Consider the following 19,856-nt stretch of genomic DNA (forward strand, 5'->3'; position numbering starts at 1 on the left):
CTGTGCTCACGAATGTCACATTCTCTCCGCTCCGGTACTCGTCTTTCCTAGACTGCAAAGGTTTTCTATTACGCTGAGAAGAAGGAAAAAAAGCAGAGCACTGCTTAGTGCTCTGCTTTTTGTGCTTTTTTCATATAATAATAAATAGGCAGTCCGGCCATCCCGATCAGCATGGAGATCAGGCAGCTTTTCCAATCGGTGATCATGGTGCTGATTAAAACGAATAATGAACCGATAATCGCAATGATCGGTGTCAGCGGGTAAAGTGGTACACTGTACGCACGCTTCATTCCGCTGTTTTGTTTTCTCAGCTTAAAGACGGCGAAAAAGGCCATGACATAAAAGATGTAGATCATGAAAATCGACACCTCAGACAGCTTCTCTGGATTACTGACGATCATAAACACAATGGCGATCAAAATTTGCACAAATACAGCGATCCAAGGTGTTTTAAACGTTGGGTGAATCCGCGAAATCGCGTTCGCGAAAGGAATCTGCTTTCGCTCTGCCATCGCAAAAATCACACGTGGGAATGAAAGAACCTTTCCGTTCAAACAGCCAAAGATACTGATGATGATCCCAATACTAATGATTTTCCCGCCAATTGGTCCAAAGAGCATGGTAGCAGCAGTGCTTGTTGCATTTTCACCTAACTGGACGATTTGATCAGCTGGCAGCACGTGCAAAAGTGCGACATTAATAAAGAGATAACAAGCCGTCACGATTAAAATTCCACCTGCCATCGCGCGAGGAAGCAGTTTCTCAGGGTTTTTCATTTCACCACCAAGCGCAGCAAGTAAAATCCAGCCATCATAGGCAAACAGCGTAGCCAAAATCGCTGCACCGAAGTTCATTTGAGCGATACTATCGTTGACGGCCATGAAGATGTTTTCGTTACCTTTCCATATGCCAAACACAATAATCGCGGCAATTGGGACAAGCTTTCCGATAGTGGTCAGCCCCTGAACAAATCCGCCGTATTTTGTTCCCATGATGTTAATGATACATAAAAATAAAACGGTGATAATGCCGATCGTTGTAGACCATAAAGTCGAAAGAGAAAATAAATTGGCTAATAATGAACCAAAATAAAGACCAAGTGCACCAATGATGGCAGGTCCGTAAATAATAATCTGCACCCAGCCGCATAAGTAGCCCCAAAATTCACCATACACTTCTTCAAGATAGGCGTACAAACCGCCAGTTCTCGGGATTTGTGTACCAATTTCAGCGACAGTCAGTCCGCCTGCAAGGGTTAAGATTCCACCTAACAGCCAAGCGAATAATGCGATGTCTGAGCTTCCTGAATAGGAAAGGACGTTGCCTGGCTTCATAAAGACGCCTGACCCGATAATGGTCCCGATGACAAGAGATAGGGCGAAAAATAAGCCGATGTCTTGTTTTAACGCTGGTTGTTCTTTGTTCATTACACACGACCTCCTGCATCACTTTCGTACGTTACTGTGACATGTATTTTGTTCATTGTAATACGATTTTAGGAAAACAAGAATTAAAAAAATTTTCTGATTTTCGTATTTGTATTTAAAAGTGTTCATTTATTGGAGATATTAGGGTAAATGTTGTGTTAAAAACGAACAATAAAAGTTTATTTTTGATTTAATGTTAATTTAATGACCGGAAACCGAACAACCAGTAAACGTGCAGCCAAATGGTTGACTTTTTTTGAAAAATGAACTATTTTATTCATAAGGATATTATCTCGAATTCGAGATATTTTAAAATAGGAGTGAAAATAATGAAAATCAATGGGATTCACCACGTATCTGCGTTAACAGCCAATGCTCAGAAAAATGTTGATTTCTACCGCCAAATCCTTGGCTTAAAACTTGTAAAGAAAACAGTCAATCAGGATGATCCGTCTATGTACCACTTGTTTTATGGAGATGAGGTCGCTTCACCAGGAACAGAGCTAACATTCTTTGAAATTCCAATGCTTGCCCGCCGTTTGGAAGGGACAAATGCGATCACAAGCACAGGTCTTCTCGTTTCTTCTGAAGAGGCACTCACGTTTTGGGAAAAACGGTTTGAAGATAAAGGCGTGCAGCAAGAAACAGCTTCCTTGAGAGGCGGAAGACCTGCTTTGCGTTTTAAAGACCCAGAAGGGCAGCAGCTGTTTTTAACAGTAGAACCGAATACGCAAAAGGCAGGCTCACCGCCAGTGCATGACGATATTCCGGCAGAGTTTGCGATTAGAGGTTTAGGTCCAGTTGAATTAACTGTTGCAGAAGCTGATAAGACGATCCGTGTTTTAACAGACATCCTTGGATTCACTGAAAGAGCACGTGAACAATCAAATGATGGTGAGATCGTGACCATTTTTGAATCAGGAAATGGCGGTGCTGGAACAGAAATTCATGTGATTGAAAAAACAGAAGGGCCTTCTGAACGTTCCGGCAGAGGCAGTGTGCATCACGTCGCATTTCGCGTGAAGGATGCAGAAGAGCTTGAAAAATGGTATGAAAAAATCTCAAAAGCAGGCTTTACGAACTCTGGTGTTGTAGAACGTTTTTACTTTAAAGCTCTTTACTTTAGAGAGCCAAATGGTATTTTATTTGAAATTTCAACAGATGGTCCTGGGTTTACAGTCGATGAAGGGGTGGATGTACTTGGCGATCAATTAGCCCTTCCGCCGTTCCTAGAGCATAAACGAGCAGAAATTGAACAAAGATTAACGCCAATTCAGTCGTCATAAAAAAAAGCAGCTCATCAACTGAGCTGCTTTTTCATTAGGAACTGACCTGCTTAGATTCAGATTGTGTTAATGTGACCTGCTTTGTTTCTTGTTTTCCGTTTCGAATGAGGGTGATGCTCACGGTGTCTCCTACTTTTGCATTCGTGTATAGCTCGTGACGTAATTCGCTGCCAGTTTTGATTTGTTTTCCATTGATGGCGGTAATGACATCCTCTGACTTTAAGCCTGCTTTGGCGGCAGGTGAGCCAGCGGCGATTTCTTTGACATACACGCCTTGATCGAGCTGACTGCTTTTAAGTCCGAGTGTTTCTTTCTGATACACATCTGGAACTTGTTCGAGATCCAGCATACTGATACCGATATATGGACGTTCAATTTTTCCTTTTGCGAGAAGCTGATCAGCGATTGGTTTGACATCATTGATTGGCAGTGCGAACCCAATGCCTTCAACACCTGTTTCAGAGATTTTCATACTCGTGATCCCCACAACCTTTCCGTCTGTCGTCAGAAGCGGACCGCCGCTGTTACCAGGATTAATGGCTGCATCTGTTTGAATGACATTAATGCTGCTTTCGCCTGCTGATGTGTTCATAGAGACTGTTCGGTCGACGCCGCTGACAATTCCTTGTGTCACCGTTCTTGAAAGATCTTCACCAAGCGGGTTTCCGATCGCAATGACGGTTTCCCCAGCACGCAGTGAGGAGGAATTGCCTAATGCCGCAACCTTTGTCACATGACTACTGCTAATTTCCACAACGGCTAAGTCAGTGAGCGGATCAGCTCCAACCAGTTTTCCTTCAATGGTTTTGCCATCGTGTAAGGATACGGTTAGTTTATTTGCGCCTTCAATGACGTGGTTGTTTGTTAAGATATAGGCTTTATTGCCTGATTTTTTGAAAATGACGCCTGAGCCTGTACCGGTTTCTTCCTCTTGACTGCTTTTGTTTTGCTGTGATTCATCGAAAGGCGTACTGAAATCGCCAAAGCTCGTGTCTGTTTGAGTTTGCGCTTGGTAGTTTGTAATGCCGACAATAGCTGGTGATACATTTTCGACCATACTGGAGATGCTGCTTGATGAATTTGATGTTTGGACGGCTGTTGTTTTTGACGAATTCGTGTGATTTGTCGATACTGCTTCTGTTTTTGCTGCCGAATCATTTGCGGTGCTGTCTGATGAATGCTGAGCATATGGCGTAAGAACGTAGACACCTAACGCTAATGTACTGCCTACAACCCCGCTGACAAATGGCTTAAACCAGCCGTTTGGTTTTTTCTGTTTTTGAGGTTGTTCAATTATTTGTTTGTCATCTTTGTGCTGTGTCATTTCAATCACTCTCTTTCAAAGATTTTTTCATGTATGTGTTTGGGTGTTTTACCGTATGTGGTGGGGGCTGACTTTATCGTATGAAAAAAGTGTGGGATAAAAATGAAAACATTGTGGGAAATTGTTAAAATAAGTAGTGAATCTAAGCAAGATAGAGGAGATTAAACTGTGGAGAAAATTGGAATCATTGGATATGGAAGTATGGCTGATATGATGGTGCAAAAGTGGCTGGAAAATGGGGTGCTGGATGCTCATCAAATCATGATCCATACAAGAAGTGAAACGGAGCGCCTTCATCAGCTCAAAGAAAAGCACCAAGAAGTCAACATTTGTTCATTAGAGGAACTTTCTGCGTCATGTGATATATTGTTTGTCTGCGTGCCGCCGCTTGCTGTACTAAATGTTCTGGATCAGCTGCCTTCTAAAGGGAGAGCGGTACATATTGTGTCAGTAGCAGCAGCTGTGACATTAGAAAAGTTACAGGAGCATACAGCGCAGCCAGTATCCAGATACATCCCAACGCTCACGTCAGCTGTTGGGACAGGCGTATCCCTTGTTGCGCATGGTGCAGCCGCAGGACGTGAGGACAAGGAGCGTTTGCACCGGCTGCTTTCAGCTTTTAGCATCGTCAGGGAAGTAGAGGAAGACCGGTTTGATGCGGCGAGCAATTTGACAAGCTCATCTCCTGGTTTTATCGCTGCTCTTTTTGAAGAAATGGCAAAAGCGGCTGTGAGAAATAGTGATCTTTCCTTAGAGGAAGCGAATGAATTTTTAACGTATGCCCTTTTAGGAACTGGCCAGATCCTCGTAGAACGAGGCCTAACCTTTGCTGAAACTGTCGATAGAGTGGCGACAAAAGGGGGAATTACAGGAGAAGGTGCTGAGGTCATTCAACAGCAGGCACCTCAGATGTTTGATGATTTATTTACACAAACCATGAAGAAATATGAACAGCTGAAATCGCAGATTAACGAAGCGGATAAACACCACTAAAGACATAGTTAGTGGTGTTTTATTTGTTAAAAAAATCCTTTCTAAAAAAGCCGTTTGACCTGTATTATCTGAGTCTAAACTCCTTATTTTCGGACATTGTATTGAAAAATCAATCAAGTTCTCATATAATTTTTTAGAAAATTTAGAAAAATATACACAAATTTTATGTTTAATTAAAGGGGGATGGGAATGAAGCTCTATCTATCTGTCGATATGGAGGGAATTACTGGTCTAGCTGATCATACATTTGTTGATTCACGCCAGCATAACTATGAGCGTGGCAGACGCATTATGACGGGTGAAGTGAACGCCTGTGTAGAGGCGCTTGTCCAGCATGGTGCCACCGACATTTTGGTCAATGACAGTCATTCTAAAATGAATAATCTTTTGATCGAAGAGCTGCATGAAGAGGCAGTTCTCATATCAGGTGACGTAAAGCCTTATTCAATGGTGCAAGGATTGGATCAAACCTATGATGCAGCTGTTTTTTTAGGCTATCATGCAAGGGCATCAATGAAAGGTGTGATGTCACACAGTATGATTTTTGGGGTCAGACATTTTTACATAAATGATCATCCAATTGGTGAAATGGGCTTTAATGCGTATGTTGCAGGCTACTATGGTGTGCCGGTGATTCTTGTTTGCGGGGATGATCAAGCAGCACTTGAGGCAGAAAAGCTGATGCCTGGTGTGAAAACAGTGGCAGTGAAAGAGACCATCTCAAGATCTGCTGTGAAATGCTTACCTCCAGCCAAAGTCAATCAACAAATCTCGCAGCAAGTGGAAGCCGCGATGAAACAGATTGATCAAATGAAGCCGCTGACGCCTCCTGATCAGCCGCTGCTTAAGATTGAGTTTGCCAATTATGGACAAGCTGAATGGGCGAATTTAATGCCCGGTACTGCCATCATAGAAGGAACATCGACGGTGACGTACCAGGCAGACAATATATTAGAAGCCTATCAAGCAATGCTTGTCATGACAGAGCTTGCCGCACGTACAACATTTTGTTAAGCGAGGGGGAGACAGCAGATGGCCAGCTTTTTGCTCAAGCGTTTTATTGCGATGATCGCTACGATCTTAACGATTACGACTTTAACGTTTATTTTAATGAAGGTCATCCCAGGATCGCCTTTCAATGAAGAACGAAATACAAACGAAACCGTCCAGCGAAACCTCGAAAGCTACTATCACTTAGACGAACCACTCTATGTTCAATATGTCATTTATTTAAAATCCATTGTTACCTTTGATTTTGGTCCTTCCATTAAAAAGCCTTCTGAAAGTGTCAATGATCTATTGGCGAGAGGCTTCCCAGTCTCATTAGAACTTGGTCTTATCTCAATATTGATTGCTGTCATCTCTGGCATCCTGCTAGGGGTTATGGCTGCCCTCCGGCATAATGGTTTGATTGATTACATCGCCATGACGATTGCTGTATTCGGTATATCCATTCCAAACTTTATCTTTGCTACCTTATTAATTCAGCAGCTTGCTGTCAATTTGAAGCTCTTTCCTACAGCGATGTGGACAAGTCCAATGCATATGGTGCTGCCTACAATCGCCCTTGCTGTCGGCCCAATGGCCATTATCGCCAGGTTAACGAGGTCGAGCATGATTGAAGTGCTGTCGCAAGACTATATCCGTACGGCCAAAGCAAAAGGACTTTCTCCCTTTAAAATTGTATTTAAACATGCGCTTCGGAATGCACTTTTACCCGTTGTAACCATTCTTGGAACACTTGTCGCAAGTATTTTAACAGGAAGTTTTGTCATTGAAAAAATATTTGCCATTCCTGGAATGGGAAAATACTTTGTCGAGAGCATTAACAACCGTGATTATCCTGTCATCATGGGAACCACTGTTTTTTACAGCATTATTTTAATCACACTTCTCTTCATTGTCGATGTGGCGTATCGTCTCCTTGATCCAAGGATTCAGCTGCATCAGAAAGGAGGAAAGGCATGAGTATACACCTTCAGCATGATCCACCGAACAGGCATCCTGAAGTGCCGGACGAATGGTTTTCTCCACGAGAGCAAAAGAAAACAGAAGCCCATGCCATTAAAAGACCCTCTCTTTCCTATTGGGCAGATACATGGAGGCGGCTGAAGCAAAATAAGCTTGCGATGTTTAGTCTATCGGTTCTGATTTTTCTTTTTGTCATGGCAGTCTTAGGTCCATTGCTTGCACCAAATAGTGTGACAGAGCAGCGTCTTTCGATGCAAAATCTGCCGCCCTCGGCTGCTCACTGGTTTGGAACAGATGAGCTTGGACGAGATGTGTTCACACGTACTTGGTACGGAGCACGCATTTCGTTATTTGTGGGTGTCATGGCAGCCCTGATTGATTTTGCCATCGGTGTGATTTATGGGGGCATAGCCGGCTATAAAGGCGGACGCTATGACCATGTCATGATGCGGATTGTCGAGGTACTCTACGGACTTCCTTATTTACTTGTCGTCATTTTATTGATGGTGCTCATGGGACCAGGGCTTGTCACCATTATTGTAGCGCTCACTGTCACCGGATGGATTGGAATGGCAAGAATTGTGAGAGGTCAGGTTCTTCAGCTGAAAAGCCAGGAATATGTCCTTGCCTCAAAAACCTTTGGTGCCAAAAGCCTGCGGATCATTCGCCGCAACCTGCTGCCGAATACGATGGGGCCGATTATCGTCCAGATGACCCTGACTGTGCCGACCGCGATATTTGCTGAAGCGTTCCTAAGCTTTCTCGGGTTAGGTATTCAAGCACCGTTTGCAAGCTGGGGCGTGATGGCCAATGATGCTTTGCCGACTGTGCTGTCAGACAATGGACATTGGTGGCGTTTATTTTTTCCAGCATTTTTTATTTCACTTACGATGTTTTGCTTTAACAATTTAGGTGATGGCTTGCAAGATGCGCTTGATCCAAAGATGAAGAGGTGATGGCGCTTTGAAAAAAGTTCTACAAATCATTGATCTGCACGTCAGCTTTCGAACATACGGCGGTTCAGTTCAAGCAGTACGCGGAGTGAATGTCGATGTATATGAAAAAGAAACCTTAGCCATTGTGGGAGAATCAGGCTGCGGAAAAAGTGTGACATCACAAAGCATTATGAGGCTTCTGCCTGCATACAGCGCGCAAGTCGATCAGGGAGAAATCTGGTTTCAAGACCGCAACTTGCTGTCATTATCTGAAAAAGAAATGCGCGCCATACGAGGTGTCGATATTTCAATGATCTTCCAAGATCCGATGACAGCACTAAACCCAACCTTGACAATAGGGGATCAGCTGATGGAGGCGGCGAAGGAGCATCAAAAGCTGACGAAAAAAGAAGTGAAAGAAGCCGCCATACAAATGCTTGATTTGGTTGGTATTCCGCAGCCGAAGGAGAGATTAAAGCAATACCCGCACCAATTCAGCGGGGGAATGAGGCAGCGGCTCATGATTGCCATGGCACTGATTTGTGAGCCAAAGGTGCTGATCGCAGATGAACCGACGACCGCGCTGGATGTGACCATACAGGCACAAATTTTAGAACTGTTTAAAGAGATTCAGAGGAAAACAGGGGTTACCATTATCTTAATCACACACGACTTAGGGGTTGTAGCCCAAGTTGCCGACCGGGTAGCAGTCATGTACGGAGGGAAAATGGTTGAAACCGGAACAAGGCAAGATATTTTTTACAGTCCGCAGCATCCTTATACAAAAGGACTTCTGCAATCCGTTCCAAGACTTGATATGAAAGATGAACTGATTCCGATTGAAGGAAGCCCGCCTGATTTATTTGCACCTCCAAAGGGCTGTCCGTATACTGATCGCTGCCCGGCTGCCATGAAAGTGTGCGATCATATCATGCCGCACGAAACGCAGCGGTCACCTACTCATACAGTGCATTGCTGGCTCCAGGATGAGCGAGCGAACCAAGCGATGTTATCTTCAACACAAAGGGGGAGTTTTTCATGAGAAAAAAAGGGTGGATCATTAGTGTTTGTTTGTTCATCATCATGCTGCTCGCAGGATGTACAGCCAATGAGCAAGCAGGTAAAGGATCATCAAGCAACAAGAATGAAAAGAAAGTATTAACCTTAAATAACGAAAACGAACCGACGTCATTTGACCCGCCGATTGGTTTTAATAATGTATCGTGGCAAGGTCTGAATAACTTAATGGAGGGATTAACAAGACTGAATGAAAAGCACGAACCATCTCCTGCAATGGCGGAAAAATGGGAAATTTCAGAGGATGGAAAAACGTACACATTTCATTTAAGAGACGGCATCAAGTGGTCGAATGGTGATCCAGTGAAAGCGAGTGACTTTGAATATGCGTGGAAGCGTCTGCTTGATCCGAAAACAGGCTCCTCTGCATCGTTCTTAGCTTACATGATTGAAGGCGGAGAGGCATTTAACAGCGGAAAAGGAAAGAAAGAGGATGTAAAAGTCAGTGCTGAAAATGACAAAACGCTAAAGGTCACACTGGCATACCCGCAGAAATCGTTCTTAAATATGACCGCAAACCCTGCCTTTTTCCCTGTCAATGAGAAGGTAGCAGAGAAGGATCCAAACTGGGCAAAGGATGCCAAAACCTTTGTTGGGAATGGACCGTTTCAGCTGACAGAATGGAAGCATGATGAGAGCTTCACTATGGAAAAAAGTGAGACGTATTGGGACAAAAAATCAGTCAAGCTGGATCAGGTAAAGTGGCTGATGATCAGCGATCGAAACACTGATTATCAAATGTATCAATCGGGAGATTTAGATACTGCCTTCGTTCCAGCAGAACAAAGTGAAAATTTGCTGAAAAATAAAGATGTACAAATTGAAGATCAGGCTGGACTATTCTTTTATCGTCTGAATGTGAACATGGAACCTTTTCAAAATAAGAACATTCGCAAAGCCTTTCAAATGGCGATCAATCCGCAAGATATCGTGGATTATGTAACGAAAAATAAAGAGAAGCCAGCTCGCGCCTTCGTTTCACCGGGGATTTTAGATTCAAAGGGTGAGGATTTCAGAGAAGCTGGCGGTGATCTTGTCAAACAAGATACGAGTGAAGCTGCAAAACTATTAGAAAAAGGGCTGAAAGAAGAAAACTATTCAAAGCTGCCGCCCGTCACATTAACATATAGTACAAAGCCTGAGAACAAGAAAAAAGCTGAAGCCATCCAGCAGCAACTAAAAGAAGCGCTGGGTGTGGACGTGAAGCTTGCAAACATGGAAGCCAATGTATTTGCAGAAGATCAAAAGGCACTGAAATTCCAATTCTCGCAAAGTTCATTTTTAGCAGACTATGCAGATCCGATTAATTTCCTAGAGAGCTTTCAAACAGGGAATGCGATGAACCGGACTGGATGGTCAAACGACACCTATGATCAGCTGATGAAAAAGGCGAGAAAGGAAGCAGATGAACAAAAAAGAAACAGCATCCTTCATGAGGCAGAGGCACTTCTCATTGAAGAAGCACCGATCATTCCAATTCATTTTTATAACCAAGTTCATTTGCAAAAAGAGGGCGTGAAGGGAATTGTCCGCCACCCTGTTGGGTATATCGATTTGAAATGGGCACAAGTAGATGGAGAGTAATTGAAGGGAATGAGGGACACGGACGTTTTGAACAAAAGCGTCTCAGCACGCGGACAAACCCTCGCATTCTTTGTCAGTCCTGCGCTTCGGTGCTCATGAATGTCAAATTCGCTCCGCTCCGATGCTCGTCCTTCCTAGGGCTGCAAAGGTTTTCAGGTCACGCTGAATAGAAGACAAAGGGCTAAAATAAAGATCATTTTAGCCCTTTGTCAACAATATGGGACGCTTTGAACAAAGCGTCTGTTCCTTTATTTGTTCATGTTATGGAGAAAATGCCCATAGATTGTAAGAAATAAAGAGAAAGAGGGGATTGGCATGAACCAGCTGCCAGCGGCGCTTCAAACAGGGGATACGGTGGGGATTATCGCACCAGCAAGCCCGCCTGATGAATTGAAATTAGCAAAAGGGATTGCCTTTTTAGAGAGCCTTGGGCTAAAGGTGAAAAAAGGGAAGTATCTCGATTCCCGGTACGGGTATTTAGCAGGGCGTGATCATGAAAGAGTGGAAGATCTTCATGGCATGTTTCAAGATCCAGAAGTCAAAGCAGTTATTTGTGCCTGCGGAGGGTACGGAACTGGAAGACTTGCGGAAGCCATTGATTATGACCTCATTCGCCGGAATCCAAAAATCTTTTGGGGTTATAGTGACATTACGTTTTTACATACGGCCATCCAGCAGCAGACCGGTCTTGTGACCTTTCATGGTCCAATGCTTTCCTCTGATGTGGGACTTGAAGAGGTCCATCCGTATACGAAGGATACCTTTTTGCAGCTGTTCACGCCGAAGGCCTTTACGTATACGCATCACTTGTCACCTCTTCATACCTTCTACCCCGGCACCGTGTCAGGTGACATCATAGGAGGGAATCTTGCTCTCATCGTGACAACACTTGGTACACCTTTTGAAATTGATACGAAGGGAAAGCTGTTGTTCATTGAAGATATTGACGAAGAGCCTTATAAAATCGATCGTATGATGCAGCACCTCACATCTGCTGGAAAATTGGATGATGCGGCTGGATTCATCATTGGAGATTTTCATCAATGTGAACCAAAAAAGAAAGACCAGTCCTTAACCTTGGAACAGCTGTGGGAAACCTATATTGTGCCGCAAAAGAAACCCGCACTCGGCGGCTTTCGGATCGGTCATTCATCACCGAACTTTGCCTTTCCGATGGGCGTGCAGGCTGCACTAGATGCCGCAGGGAAAAAACTGCACATTTCTCCAGGCGTTGCAGCGAAAGAGGCGATTAAATGAAAATTGTCGATGTTCGTACATGCAGAACGAGTGTACCGCTAAAAAAGCCTTTCAAAACCGCTTTAAGAACGGTGTATGACGCCGCATCTTTGATCGTTATCATCACATATGATCAAGGTGATGTCAGCTACGGAGAGGCAGTTCCCACATCGGTGATTACAGGAGAAACGCTGGAAAGCATCGACTATGCCATCTGTGAAGTGATCAGACCCATTTTGCTCGGGGCTTCCTTGGCAGAGTATGAACAAATCTTTTCTGCTATGAACCGCGTGCTCGCAAGCAACACAAGCGCAAAGGCTGCAATCGATATGGCCATTTATGATGGCTTAGCAAAGCAGGCAGGACTCCCGCTTTATCAATACCTTGGCGGATATCGTCATCAGCTCGAAACCGACTATACGGTCAGTGTAAACCGGCCGCTTGAGATGGCAGAAGATGCGAAGCAATACGCAGCTGAAGGTTTTCAGACGTTAAAGATCAAAGTAGGAAAAGATGATATACACACGGACATTCAGCGGATCAAGCGGATTCGAGAAAAAGTCGGGCCAGACATTCAGATCAGGCTCGACGCCAATCAGGGCTGGACATGGAAGGAAGCGATCACAGCTATTCGAAAAATGGAAGTGCTGAATATTGAATTAGTAGAACAGCCAGTGCCGAAAGAAGATATCGAAGGCCTGCGTCGTGTGACGGAAGCAACTGAAACATTGATCATGGCAGACGAAAGCATTTTCAGTTTTCATGATGCAATCAAGGTGCTTGAAATGAGAAGCTGTGATCTGATCAATTTAAAATTAATGAAATCAGGCGGCATAAAAGAAGCATTAAAAATCAATGCCCTTGCCGAAGCATACGGTGTTCAGTGCATGGTTGGCAGTATGATTGAGTCAAAGCTTGGCATTACAGCAGCGGCACATTTCGCCGCAAGCCAGCCGAATATCACCCGCTGCGATTTTGATGCCCCGCTTATGCTGAAAGAGGACATGATAGACGGAGGAATCGTGTACAAAGGAAAAGATATATTTTTACCGCTGCATCATGGGTTAGGCATTCAAGGGGTGAAAGGAGTCTCATGATGATATACGAATCAAAGGTTCCAGTCGCTAATGTATGGACAGCGCCGCAGTCTCCCCGAGAAATCGATCGAAAGGTACTTCAGGACTCCATCAACATCAAAGAATGGATTGACCAGCAAACATATGAAGAAAAGCTGGCTTTATGTGAAGAAAATTTGATTCAATCTCAAGTACTGCTCGGCGGACGAGTGATTGGATTAGAAGAGACAGATGGTTGGATGAAAGTCGTCATTCCGCAGCAGGCCAGCCGGAAACATCCGCAAGGCTATCCAGGCTATATACCTGCTGAGCAATTAAAACAAGTAACAGAGGGAAGTGCGTCAGCTGCATCTCTTATCGTTTGTCAGAAAAAAGCCACGCTCTATCAAAACGGGGAACCTGATATGGAGATTAGCTTTTTAACAGAGCTGGCAGCCGCCAAAGAAACAGATGATCAATTTCATGTTGTCACCCCATTAGGAATAAGAGAAATCAACAAAGCGGATGTACGCCCAGTATCGCAAGCTTTCTCTATGACCGGCAAAGATGTCGTAGACGCAGGAAAACAATTTATTGGCCTTTCTTATTTATGGGGAGGCATGAGCAGCTTTGGCTATGATTGTTCAGGCTTTGCTTACAGTATGTACAAAGCGTGCGGATATCTTTTGCCAAGAGACGCAAGTGACCAAGCAGTTCAAGGAACGCCGGTGACATCAAGCCATTTAGAACAAGGTGACTTGCTGTTTTTTGCAAATGAAAACGGAAAGGGAGCGGTCCGCCATGTAGGGATCTACGCTGGGGATGGGATGATGCTTCATTCGCCTAAAACCGGCAGACAAATTGAGCTTCTTTCCCTTTCTGGCACTTCATATGAAAAGGAATGGGCAGGTGCAAGGCGGTATTTACCAAGCGAGAGGAGGAGCGATCATGACAGTTGAACCACTTTTACAAGTAAACAACCTTAAAAAACATTTTCATCTATCGAAAGGGAGAACCTTAAAAGCGCTGGATGGTGTCTCTTTTCAGCTGAAACAAGGTGAAACCTTTGGTCTCGTTGGTGAGTCTGGCTGCGGCAAATCCACACTTGGAAAAGTGCTCATGCGTCTTTATGAACCAACAGATGGTGAAGCCTTATATGAAGGGAAAAGTCTTCACCACCTTTCTAAAAAAGAATCATTTGATTTCAATCGGCAAATGCAAATGGTCTTTCAAGATCCGTATTCCTCGTTAAATCCAAGACTGTCAGTAAAAGATATTATGCTGGAGCCAATGGAGATTCATCAGCTTTATGGGAGTCAAAAGAAAAGGATTGCCCGCGTGAAAGAACTGCTCGAAGCGGTAGGATTAAGCTATGATTTTGCCACCCGCTATCCGCACGAATTTAGCGGAGGACAGAGGCAGAGAATCGGCATTGCAAGAGCACTTGCCTTAGCGCCAAAATTTATTGTGGCAGATGAGCCGATTTCTGCACTAGACGTCTCCGTTCAAGCGCAGGTCGTGAATCTGCTGAAAAAATTGCAAAAAGAGGAAGGATTAACATTTCTCTTTATTGCACATGACTTGTCAATGGTGAAATATATTAGCGACCGGATCGGTGTGATGTATTTAGGCCATCTCGTCGAGTTGACGACAAGTGATGCATTATATCAAACACCGCTTCACCCATATACACAAGCCTTGCTGTCGGCAATCCCCATTCCAGATCCTGACGTAGAGGACAAGCGCAAAAGGTTTATTTTAAAAGGAGAAATTCCAAGTCCAGTGAACCCGCCAAGCGGCTGTGTATTTCGAACAAGATGTCCTGCCGCGATGGATGTGTGTGCTGAAAAAAAGCCGGCATTACAAGCGGTGGAAGAAGGACATGAAGTCGCCTGTCATTTATATAATAGAAAATAGGACAAGCTAGACAAAAGCCAGCAAGTAGACAAGCTGTTCTACATGCTGGCTTTTTTAATAGATGAACGCCGAATAGGCAATGTGCAGCATCTGAAAGAGCCGCCGGATTTAATAATTTCAGAAAAGTCAACTTCAATAACGGTGTATCCGTGAGCGGTTAACGCAGCATTTGTTTCTTGGTTGCTGGGCAAGCTGATCACTTTTTTCTGCCCAATGGATAAAACATTTGGTCCAAGTGTGAATTGCTCTTGTTCGCTGATTTCAATCAAATCATAATACGTTTTGAGCAGCTGGAGATCCTTTTGCTTGAATGCTTCAGGATAAATGATGATCTCGTCATGAGACAGAATATTCATCACACAATCAAGATGCAGAATGTGAGGAGGAAGGTGAATCGGAATGATGTCATGATCCGGCAGCTCCTTTTTGAGCTGGTAGATAGCGGCTGGACTAGTTCTTTTGCTCGTGCCAACAAATACACGGTTTTGATCCACAAGCACATCGCCGCCTTCAATCGTTCCGTCTGTCAAAGTGACAGCTGACCACCCTTTTGCGTGTGCCCATTCTTTTAGGTATTGTTCTTCCCCTTGCCGAACCGGAGCGGCCATACTTGAAACAAACAGTGTATGTCCAATCGTAAACCCAATATCCCGAGTGAAGACTTGCTCAGGGAAGCGGTCATTCGCCGGGAGCAGGATGGGCCGTACTTGATTCTCTTTAAGGGTTTGGATCAATTGCTTATGCTGAGCGACTGCTTTCATTTGAGAAATATTTTCTTTTGCAAAATGTTTCTGGGTTTCGTTAATAATTTGTTTGATTTCCATATAAATAGGACTGCATAAAAGAACTTCTTCTAAATCGTCGTATTCACTCATGCATTGCGGCATTTTGTATAATTGCTCTGCTCTCATAGAATCCATCAAATGGCCTCCTTGTTCATTCATAGTTCTATTATTCCTTCTTCTAGCCATGGTTGAAACATTTCCGAAAGAAAATCTCTCACATAAGACTAAAGCAAAAAGTTTAGACAAACCTAAAAGAATAGTGTTTAATAAAAGTCGTTCCGCATCCACGAAAACAGCAAGAAGGAGCTATGATGATGAGTGAAGAAAATTTCAAATACTGCAAGGAATCGAAAGTTGTTAAAACCAGCAGGGTGTTTCCTCTTGATACGAATAACCACCAAACGTTATTTGGCGGGAAATTAATGAGTTATATAGATGACATTGCCTCCATCTCGGCTGCAAGACACAGCCGCAGTGAAACGGTCACAGCTTCAATGGATTCTGTTGACTTTTTAGAGCCGATTGGACAAAAGGAGTCCGTATGCTTGGAATCCTATGTCACATGGGTGGGCACGTCTTCTATGGAAGTGTTCGTCAAAGTCATTAAAGAAAACTTGATGTCTGGAGAGCGCAGACTCGCAGCAACTTCATTTCTGACATTTGTCTCATTAGATGAAAACGGAAAGCCTAAACGAGTCCCGCAGGTGATGCCGGAAACAGAGGAAGAGATCATGCTTCATCAAACAGCGAAGCAGCGGGCAGAGGAAAGAAAAAGCCGCCGAAAGCATAGTAAGGCGCTTGCTGACGCACTTGGGACAGATAAGCCTTGGGCGTAAAAATCACCCTTTAAGCGGTGATTTTTTTCTGTGCCAGTATCTTGCATGGCAAGATAGTGTGTGGTAAGATGAAGCTATCTTGTGATGCAAGGTACTGGAATCGGAGGAACAATCATGACAACATCCACACAAATGCTAAAAGGAATTTTAGAAGGCTGCCTGCTGTCGATTATTTCTGAGGGCGAAATTTATGGGTATGAAATGACGAAGAAGCTCGCGCATTATGGGTTTGATCAAATAAGTGAAGGCAGTATCTATCCGATTTTGCTGCGTATGCAAAAGGAACAGCTGGTGACCACCGTCACAAAAGCGTCAGCGACCGGCCCGAACAGGAAATACTATACGCTCACACAAGCGGGTGAACAAGCACTCACAGAGTTTATTGCCCGCTGGGATGAGCTTTCAAAAAATGTAAACCGCTTATTACAAAAAGGGAAGTGAGATTATGGTATCAAAAGAAACAAGACAAATTCTACTAGAGCTGCAACTTTATCTCATATCAAAGGGGAAAAATCAGGGTGAAATCGATGAGCTGATGGACGAACTGACAGCACATGCGGTTGAGGCTGAAAAAGACGGCAAAACAGGTGAGGATGTGTTCGGTGGAGATCCGCGGGGCTATGCTGATGAACTGGCAAAAGAGCTGTCAGGGAATCATAAAGACTGGGTGCCATTCGTCAGTGCTTTCTTAATTGGATCGCTTTTTTACATGATTTTAGCAGATGCAATCAGCCAAAACTTATCCTATTCTTGGTTTGCTTTGATTGGATATCCGCTCGTTTTAGTGGCCAATGTTATCATGATCATTGTGATGTTTAGAGCGTCCGCCTTTCAAACAAGCAGCCGGGTATTTCTCTACTTTTGGATGTTAGGAATCTTTCAGCTGACAGCGATGGTGACAATCAAACTATTGGATCAAAAAGTCGGCACACCACTACTTGTCCTTACTTCTGGCCAGAGGTGGGGCGTCATTTTGCTCATGCTGCTATGTATCGTTGTATTTAATGCAATCTTAAAGGCGAATGTCGTTTCATTGATTCCGATTATCTTTTTCGGACCGCAGCTCATATTCGAATGGATTGGCTGGACGTCACCAAGTGTGATTTTGCTGCAAAGTCTGCTATCTATTGTGATTTTAATGGGGCTTATATTCATTGTACTGCGCCGGACAAATAAGAAAAATGAAAATACGAATGTAAACTGAGCACATCCTATCCGATGTGCTTTTCTTTTTCTAAAAAAATGTAGAAATGGAATTGTCTTTTTCATTACAATGGGGAGAGGACAAAAATGAAAAGGGGTTCTGTTTTTGGATATCGTATGGGGATATGTACTCGTTTTTGTATTGGCTGCCTTGCCTTTTTTTGAAGTGATTGGTGTCGTTCCATTCGCAATCTTAAGTGGGCTGCATCCTGTGACAACGGCTGTGATTGGATTCGTTGGAAACTTTTTGACAGTCTTGCTTCTCATTGTGTTCGTCGACCGGTTTAAAGCATGGTGGTTAAAAAGAAAAGAGGAAAAAGGTGATGAAAAAGGAGAGAAAAAGCAGCTGCGCGCGAGAAAAATTTGGGAACGATACGGTCTGCCTGGGTTAGCGCTCATAGGACCTTTTATCATCGGCAGTCATTTAGCAGCCTTGATGTGTATGAGCTTTGGAACGAAAAGAAAGCAAGTCGCGGTGTGGATGACCGTCAGTTTAATGATGTGGACAGCGCTGGCTGCAAGTTTAACCGGTGCGGGCTTCCATTACTTTGCCCCAGATTCAAATGGATTGTTCGGAGATATTTTTAGCAAGTAAAAAAGGGGGGATCATCAATGACAGTTCAAACAAGAACAGTATTTGAAACAGAGCGCCTGAAACTGAGAACGATGAATGAACATGATGCGTCATTTTTATATGACGAGCTGTTCCAGGATGAAGAAGTGATGAAGTATTATCCTTCTTTGAAGGATGAACAGCAGACAAAAGAGTGGATTGCATGGAATCAAAAAAATGACCGCATGTACAACACCTCGCTATGGATCATTGAAGATAAAGAAACAAATGAACGACTTGGACAAAGCGGCATTGTCCTGCAAAACATTGAAGGACAAACCGAGCTTGAGATTGGCTATATGCTAAAGAAAGCGGCGTGGGGGAATGGCTATGCTGCTGAGGCTGCAAAAGGCTGCCTTACCTATGGATTTGAAGAAATGAAGGTCAGACGGATGGTCAGCCTAATTCGTCCTGAGAATGAAGCGTCGGTGAAGGTCGCTTTAAAAATGGGCATGAAAAAAGAAAAAACCATTTCAAAATGGGACCAAATCGTTGATGTATACAGCATCACCCGTAACGGAGAAAACGGCTCGCTTACCGAATAAGCAGAGCCGTTTTTTTATGCACGCTGTTCTAACTGAAGCAAATATTTCTTCCGTTCAATCCCTCCGCCGTAGCCTCCAAGCTCACCACTTGTTTGAATCACGCGGTGGCAGGGAATGATAATCGCCAATTGATTGGCACCATTTGCATTACCGACAGCACGAACCAAATGCGGATCGCCTAGTTTCGTGGCTAGATCTCGATAGGATCTCGTTTCGCCTGCTGGAATGCGTGAGAGCTGGTCCCACACCTTCATTTGAAAAGGGGTGCCATGTAAGGAAAGCGGTACAGTAAACTTGGTCAGCTTTTTCTCAAAATATAAGGCCAATTCCTTTGCTAATTGCTGATGGACGTTTGTTTCTCCAACTAAAATGCGGGCATGATGCTTCTTTCTTAATGTTTCAATTTCTTTTTCGAGTCCCCGCCTGTCCATAAACTCCAGTAAATACACATGTGTGGTATCTGTCACACTCATCATGCGCCCGATCGGTGTGGAAATAAAATTAGCATAGAGAATGTGAATCTGCGCTTTTTTGGGAGGATTTCCCATGATTTTCGTAAATGCATCATTGAAGGCACTTGAAGATTCATAGCCGAAAGTGACCTGCTGATCGATTACTTTTTTTCCGTTCAAAATTTCTTTAAAGGCAAGTCCCATTCGGCGTGATCTTGCATATTGAACAAAGGTCATGCCGTAAATGTCTTTAAACTTTCTTCGAGCTGTGGCAGAGTGAATCCCTAATTGGCGGAAGTCCTCTTCCTTCCAGCGTTTCTCAGGATTTTTTTCTACTGCTGAAACGAGTGTTTTGACTTCTTCAGGAATGCTGTTAGGGTATGTTAATGGTGTGCAGCGCTTGCACGGGCGATACCCTGCCAGCAGTGCTTCCTCCGCTGTAAAGAAAAACTCACAGTTTTCAAATTTTGGCTTTCTGGCCGTACATGTGGCATGACAGAAGATACCGGTTGTCTTAATACAGGCAAAGAATGTGCCGTCATATTGCGGATTCTTGTCAACAAGTGCTTGATAAAATTCATGTTTTTGTTCATCGGTCATCATCATATGAAGCCACC

General features: G+C 43.8%; 20 protein-coding genes. 16 read left to right on the plus strand and 4 right to left on the minus strand.

From position 1 onward, the window contains the following. Positions 1-104: 104 nt before the first annotated feature. Positions 105-1,427, minus strand: coding sequence for an APC family permease (locus H7F25_RS05020; RefSeq protein WP_034623410.1), 1,323 nt, complete (start codon positions 1,425-1,427; stop codon positions 105-107). Positions 1,428-1,756: 329 nt separating this feature from the next. Between H7F25_RS05020 and H7F25_RS05025 the strand changes: the two genes are divergently transcribed. Further along, a complete protein-coding gene (locus tag H7F25_RS05025) occupies positions 1,757-2,713 on the plus strand; it encodes a ring-cleaving dioxygenase (RefSeq protein WP_149125721.1) in 957 nt (318 codons plus the stop codon). A 34-nt stretch (positions 2,714-2,747) separates the two neighbouring features. Here H7F25_RS05025 and H7F25_RS05030 read toward each other — a convergent pair whose 3' ends face one another. Beyond that, positions 2,748-4,037 (minus strand): S1C family serine protease, encoded by a 1,290-nt coding sequence (locus tag H7F25_RS05030; protein ID WP_185854358.1) that lies wholly within the window; start codon positions 4,035-4,037, stop codon positions 2,748-2,750. Between the two features lie 168 nt (positions 4,038-4,205). Here H7F25_RS05030 and proG point away from each other — a divergent pair, with 168 nt between their 5' ends. From proG to H7F25_RS05080, 10 genes are all read left to right on the plus strand, one after another. Then, on the plus strand, positions 4,206-5,030 hold the full coding sequence (gene proG / locus H7F25_RS05035; protein ID WP_149125719.1) for a pyrroline-5-carboxylate reductase ProG: 825 nt from the start codon (positions 4,206-4,208) through the stop codon (positions 5,028-5,030). A 189-nt stretch (positions 5,031-5,219) separates the two neighbouring features. Then, positions 5,220-6,044, plus strand: coding sequence for a M55 family metallopeptidase (locus tag H7F25_RS05040; RefSeq protein ID WP_149125718.1), 825 nt, complete (start codon positions 5,220-5,222; stop codon positions 6,042-6,044). An 18-nt stretch (positions 6,045-6,062) separates the two neighbouring features. Then, positions 6,063-6,998, plus strand: coding sequence for an ABC transporter permease (locus H7F25_RS05045; protein WP_041116384.1), 936 nt, complete (start codon positions 6,063-6,065; stop codon positions 6,996-6,998). Further along, positions 6,995-7,957, plus strand: coding sequence for an ABC transporter permease (locus H7F25_RS05050; protein ID WP_024424622.1), 963 nt, complete (start codon positions 6,995-6,997; stop codon positions 7,955-7,957). Before H7F25_RS05045 ends, H7F25_RS05050 begins: the two co-directional genes overlap by 4 nt. 7 nt (positions 7,958-7,964) lie before the next feature. Further along, the gene (locus H7F25_RS05055; protein WP_151039369.1) at positions 7,965-8,978 is read left to right on the plus strand and encodes an ABC transporter ATP-binding protein; all 1,014 of its coding nucleotides are present in this window, start codon (positions 7,965-7,967) and stop codon (positions 8,976-8,978) included. Then, entirely contained in the window at positions 8,975-10,597 is a 1,623-nt protein-coding gene (locus tag H7F25_RS05060) for a peptide ABC transporter substrate-binding protein (RefSeq protein ID WP_135031942.1), read from the plus strand. The genes H7F25_RS05055 and H7F25_RS05060 overlap by 4 nt, the downstream gene beginning before the upstream one ends. Before the next feature lie 315 nt (positions 10,598-10,912). Next, entirely contained in the window at positions 10,913-11,854 is a 942-nt protein-coding gene (locus H7F25_RS05065; protein ID WP_025092301.1) for a S66 peptidase family protein, read from the plus strand. Further along, entirely contained in the window at positions 11,851-12,930 is a 1,080-nt protein-coding gene (locus H7F25_RS05070) for a dipeptide epimerase (RefSeq protein WP_135031940.1), read from the plus strand. Before H7F25_RS05065 ends, H7F25_RS05070 begins: the two co-directional genes overlap by 4 nt. After that, on the plus strand, positions 12,930-13,847 hold the full coding sequence (locus tag H7F25_RS05075) for a C40 family peptidase (RefSeq protein WP_034623397.1): 918 nt from the start codon (positions 12,930-12,932) through the stop codon (positions 13,845-13,847). Before H7F25_RS05070 ends, H7F25_RS05075 begins: the two co-directional genes overlap by 1 nt. After that, a complete protein-coding gene (locus H7F25_RS05080) occupies positions 13,837-14,805 on the plus strand; it encodes an ABC transporter ATP-binding protein (protein ID WP_024426800.1) in 969 nt (322 codons plus the stop codon). The genes H7F25_RS05075 and H7F25_RS05080 overlap by 11 nt, the downstream gene beginning before the upstream one ends. Before the next feature lie 38 nt (positions 14,806-14,843). Here H7F25_RS05080 and H7F25_RS05085 read toward each other — a convergent pair whose 3' ends face one another. Beyond that, positions 14,844-15,725 (minus strand): dimethylarginine dimethylaminohydrolase family protein, encoded by an 882-nt coding sequence (locus H7F25_RS05085; RefSeq protein WP_034623395.1) that lies wholly within the window; start codon positions 15,723-15,725, stop codon positions 14,844-14,846. 179 nt (positions 15,726-15,904) lie between these two features. On the opposite strand from H7F25_RS05085, the gene H7F25_RS05090 reads away from it, so the two are divergent. The 5 genes from H7F25_RS05090 (at position 15,905) to H7F25_RS05110 (ending at position 18,787) form a co-directional block, all read left to right on the plus strand. Next, positions 15,905-16,426 carry an acyl-CoA thioesterase gene (locus H7F25_RS05090; RefSeq protein ID WP_008346212.1) on the plus strand — a complete coding sequence of 174 codons (522 nt, stop codon included), beginning with the start codon at positions 15,905-15,907 and terminating at the stop codon, positions 16,424-16,426. 114 nt (positions 16,427-16,540) lie between these two features. Next, positions 16,541-16,867 (plus strand): PadR family transcriptional regulator, encoded by a 327-nt coding sequence (locus tag H7F25_RS05095; protein ID WP_149125715.1) that lies wholly within the window; start codon positions 16,541-16,543, stop codon positions 16,865-16,867. A gap of 4 nt (positions 16,868-16,871) precedes the next feature. Beyond that, complete coding sequence (locus tag H7F25_RS05100; RefSeq protein WP_149125714.1) at positions 16,872-17,630, plus strand: HAAS domain-containing protein; 759 nt, start codon at positions 16,872-16,874, stop codon at positions 17,628-17,630. A 105-nt stretch (positions 17,631-17,735) separates the two neighbouring features. Further along, positions 17,736-18,224, plus strand: coding sequence for a small multi-drug export protein (locus H7F25_RS05105; RefSeq protein ID WP_034623389.1), 489 nt, complete (start codon positions 17,736-17,738; stop codon positions 18,222-18,224). A 17-nt stretch (positions 18,225-18,241) separates the two neighbouring features. Next, on the plus strand, positions 18,242-18,787 hold the full coding sequence (locus H7F25_RS05110) for a GNAT family N-acetyltransferase (protein ID WP_135031933.1): 546 nt from the start codon (positions 18,242-18,244) through the stop codon (positions 18,785-18,787). Positions 18,788-18,801: 14 nt separating this feature from the next. On the opposite strand, the gene H7F25_RS05115 is transcribed toward H7F25_RS05110, so the two are convergent. Further along, the gene (locus H7F25_RS05115; RefSeq protein WP_034623385.1) at positions 18,802-19,845 is read right to left on the minus strand and encodes a bifunctional transcriptional activator/DNA repair enzyme AdaA; all 1,044 of its coding nucleotides are present in this window, start codon (positions 19,843-19,845) and stop codon (positions 18,802-18,804) included. Positions 19,846-19,856: the final 11 nt, after the last annotated feature.

Source organism: Bacillus sp. PAMC28571 (assembly GCF_014250435.1).
Taxonomy (GTDB): Bacteria; Bacillota; Bacilli; order Bacillales; family Bacillaceae; genus Bacillus; species Bacillus safensis.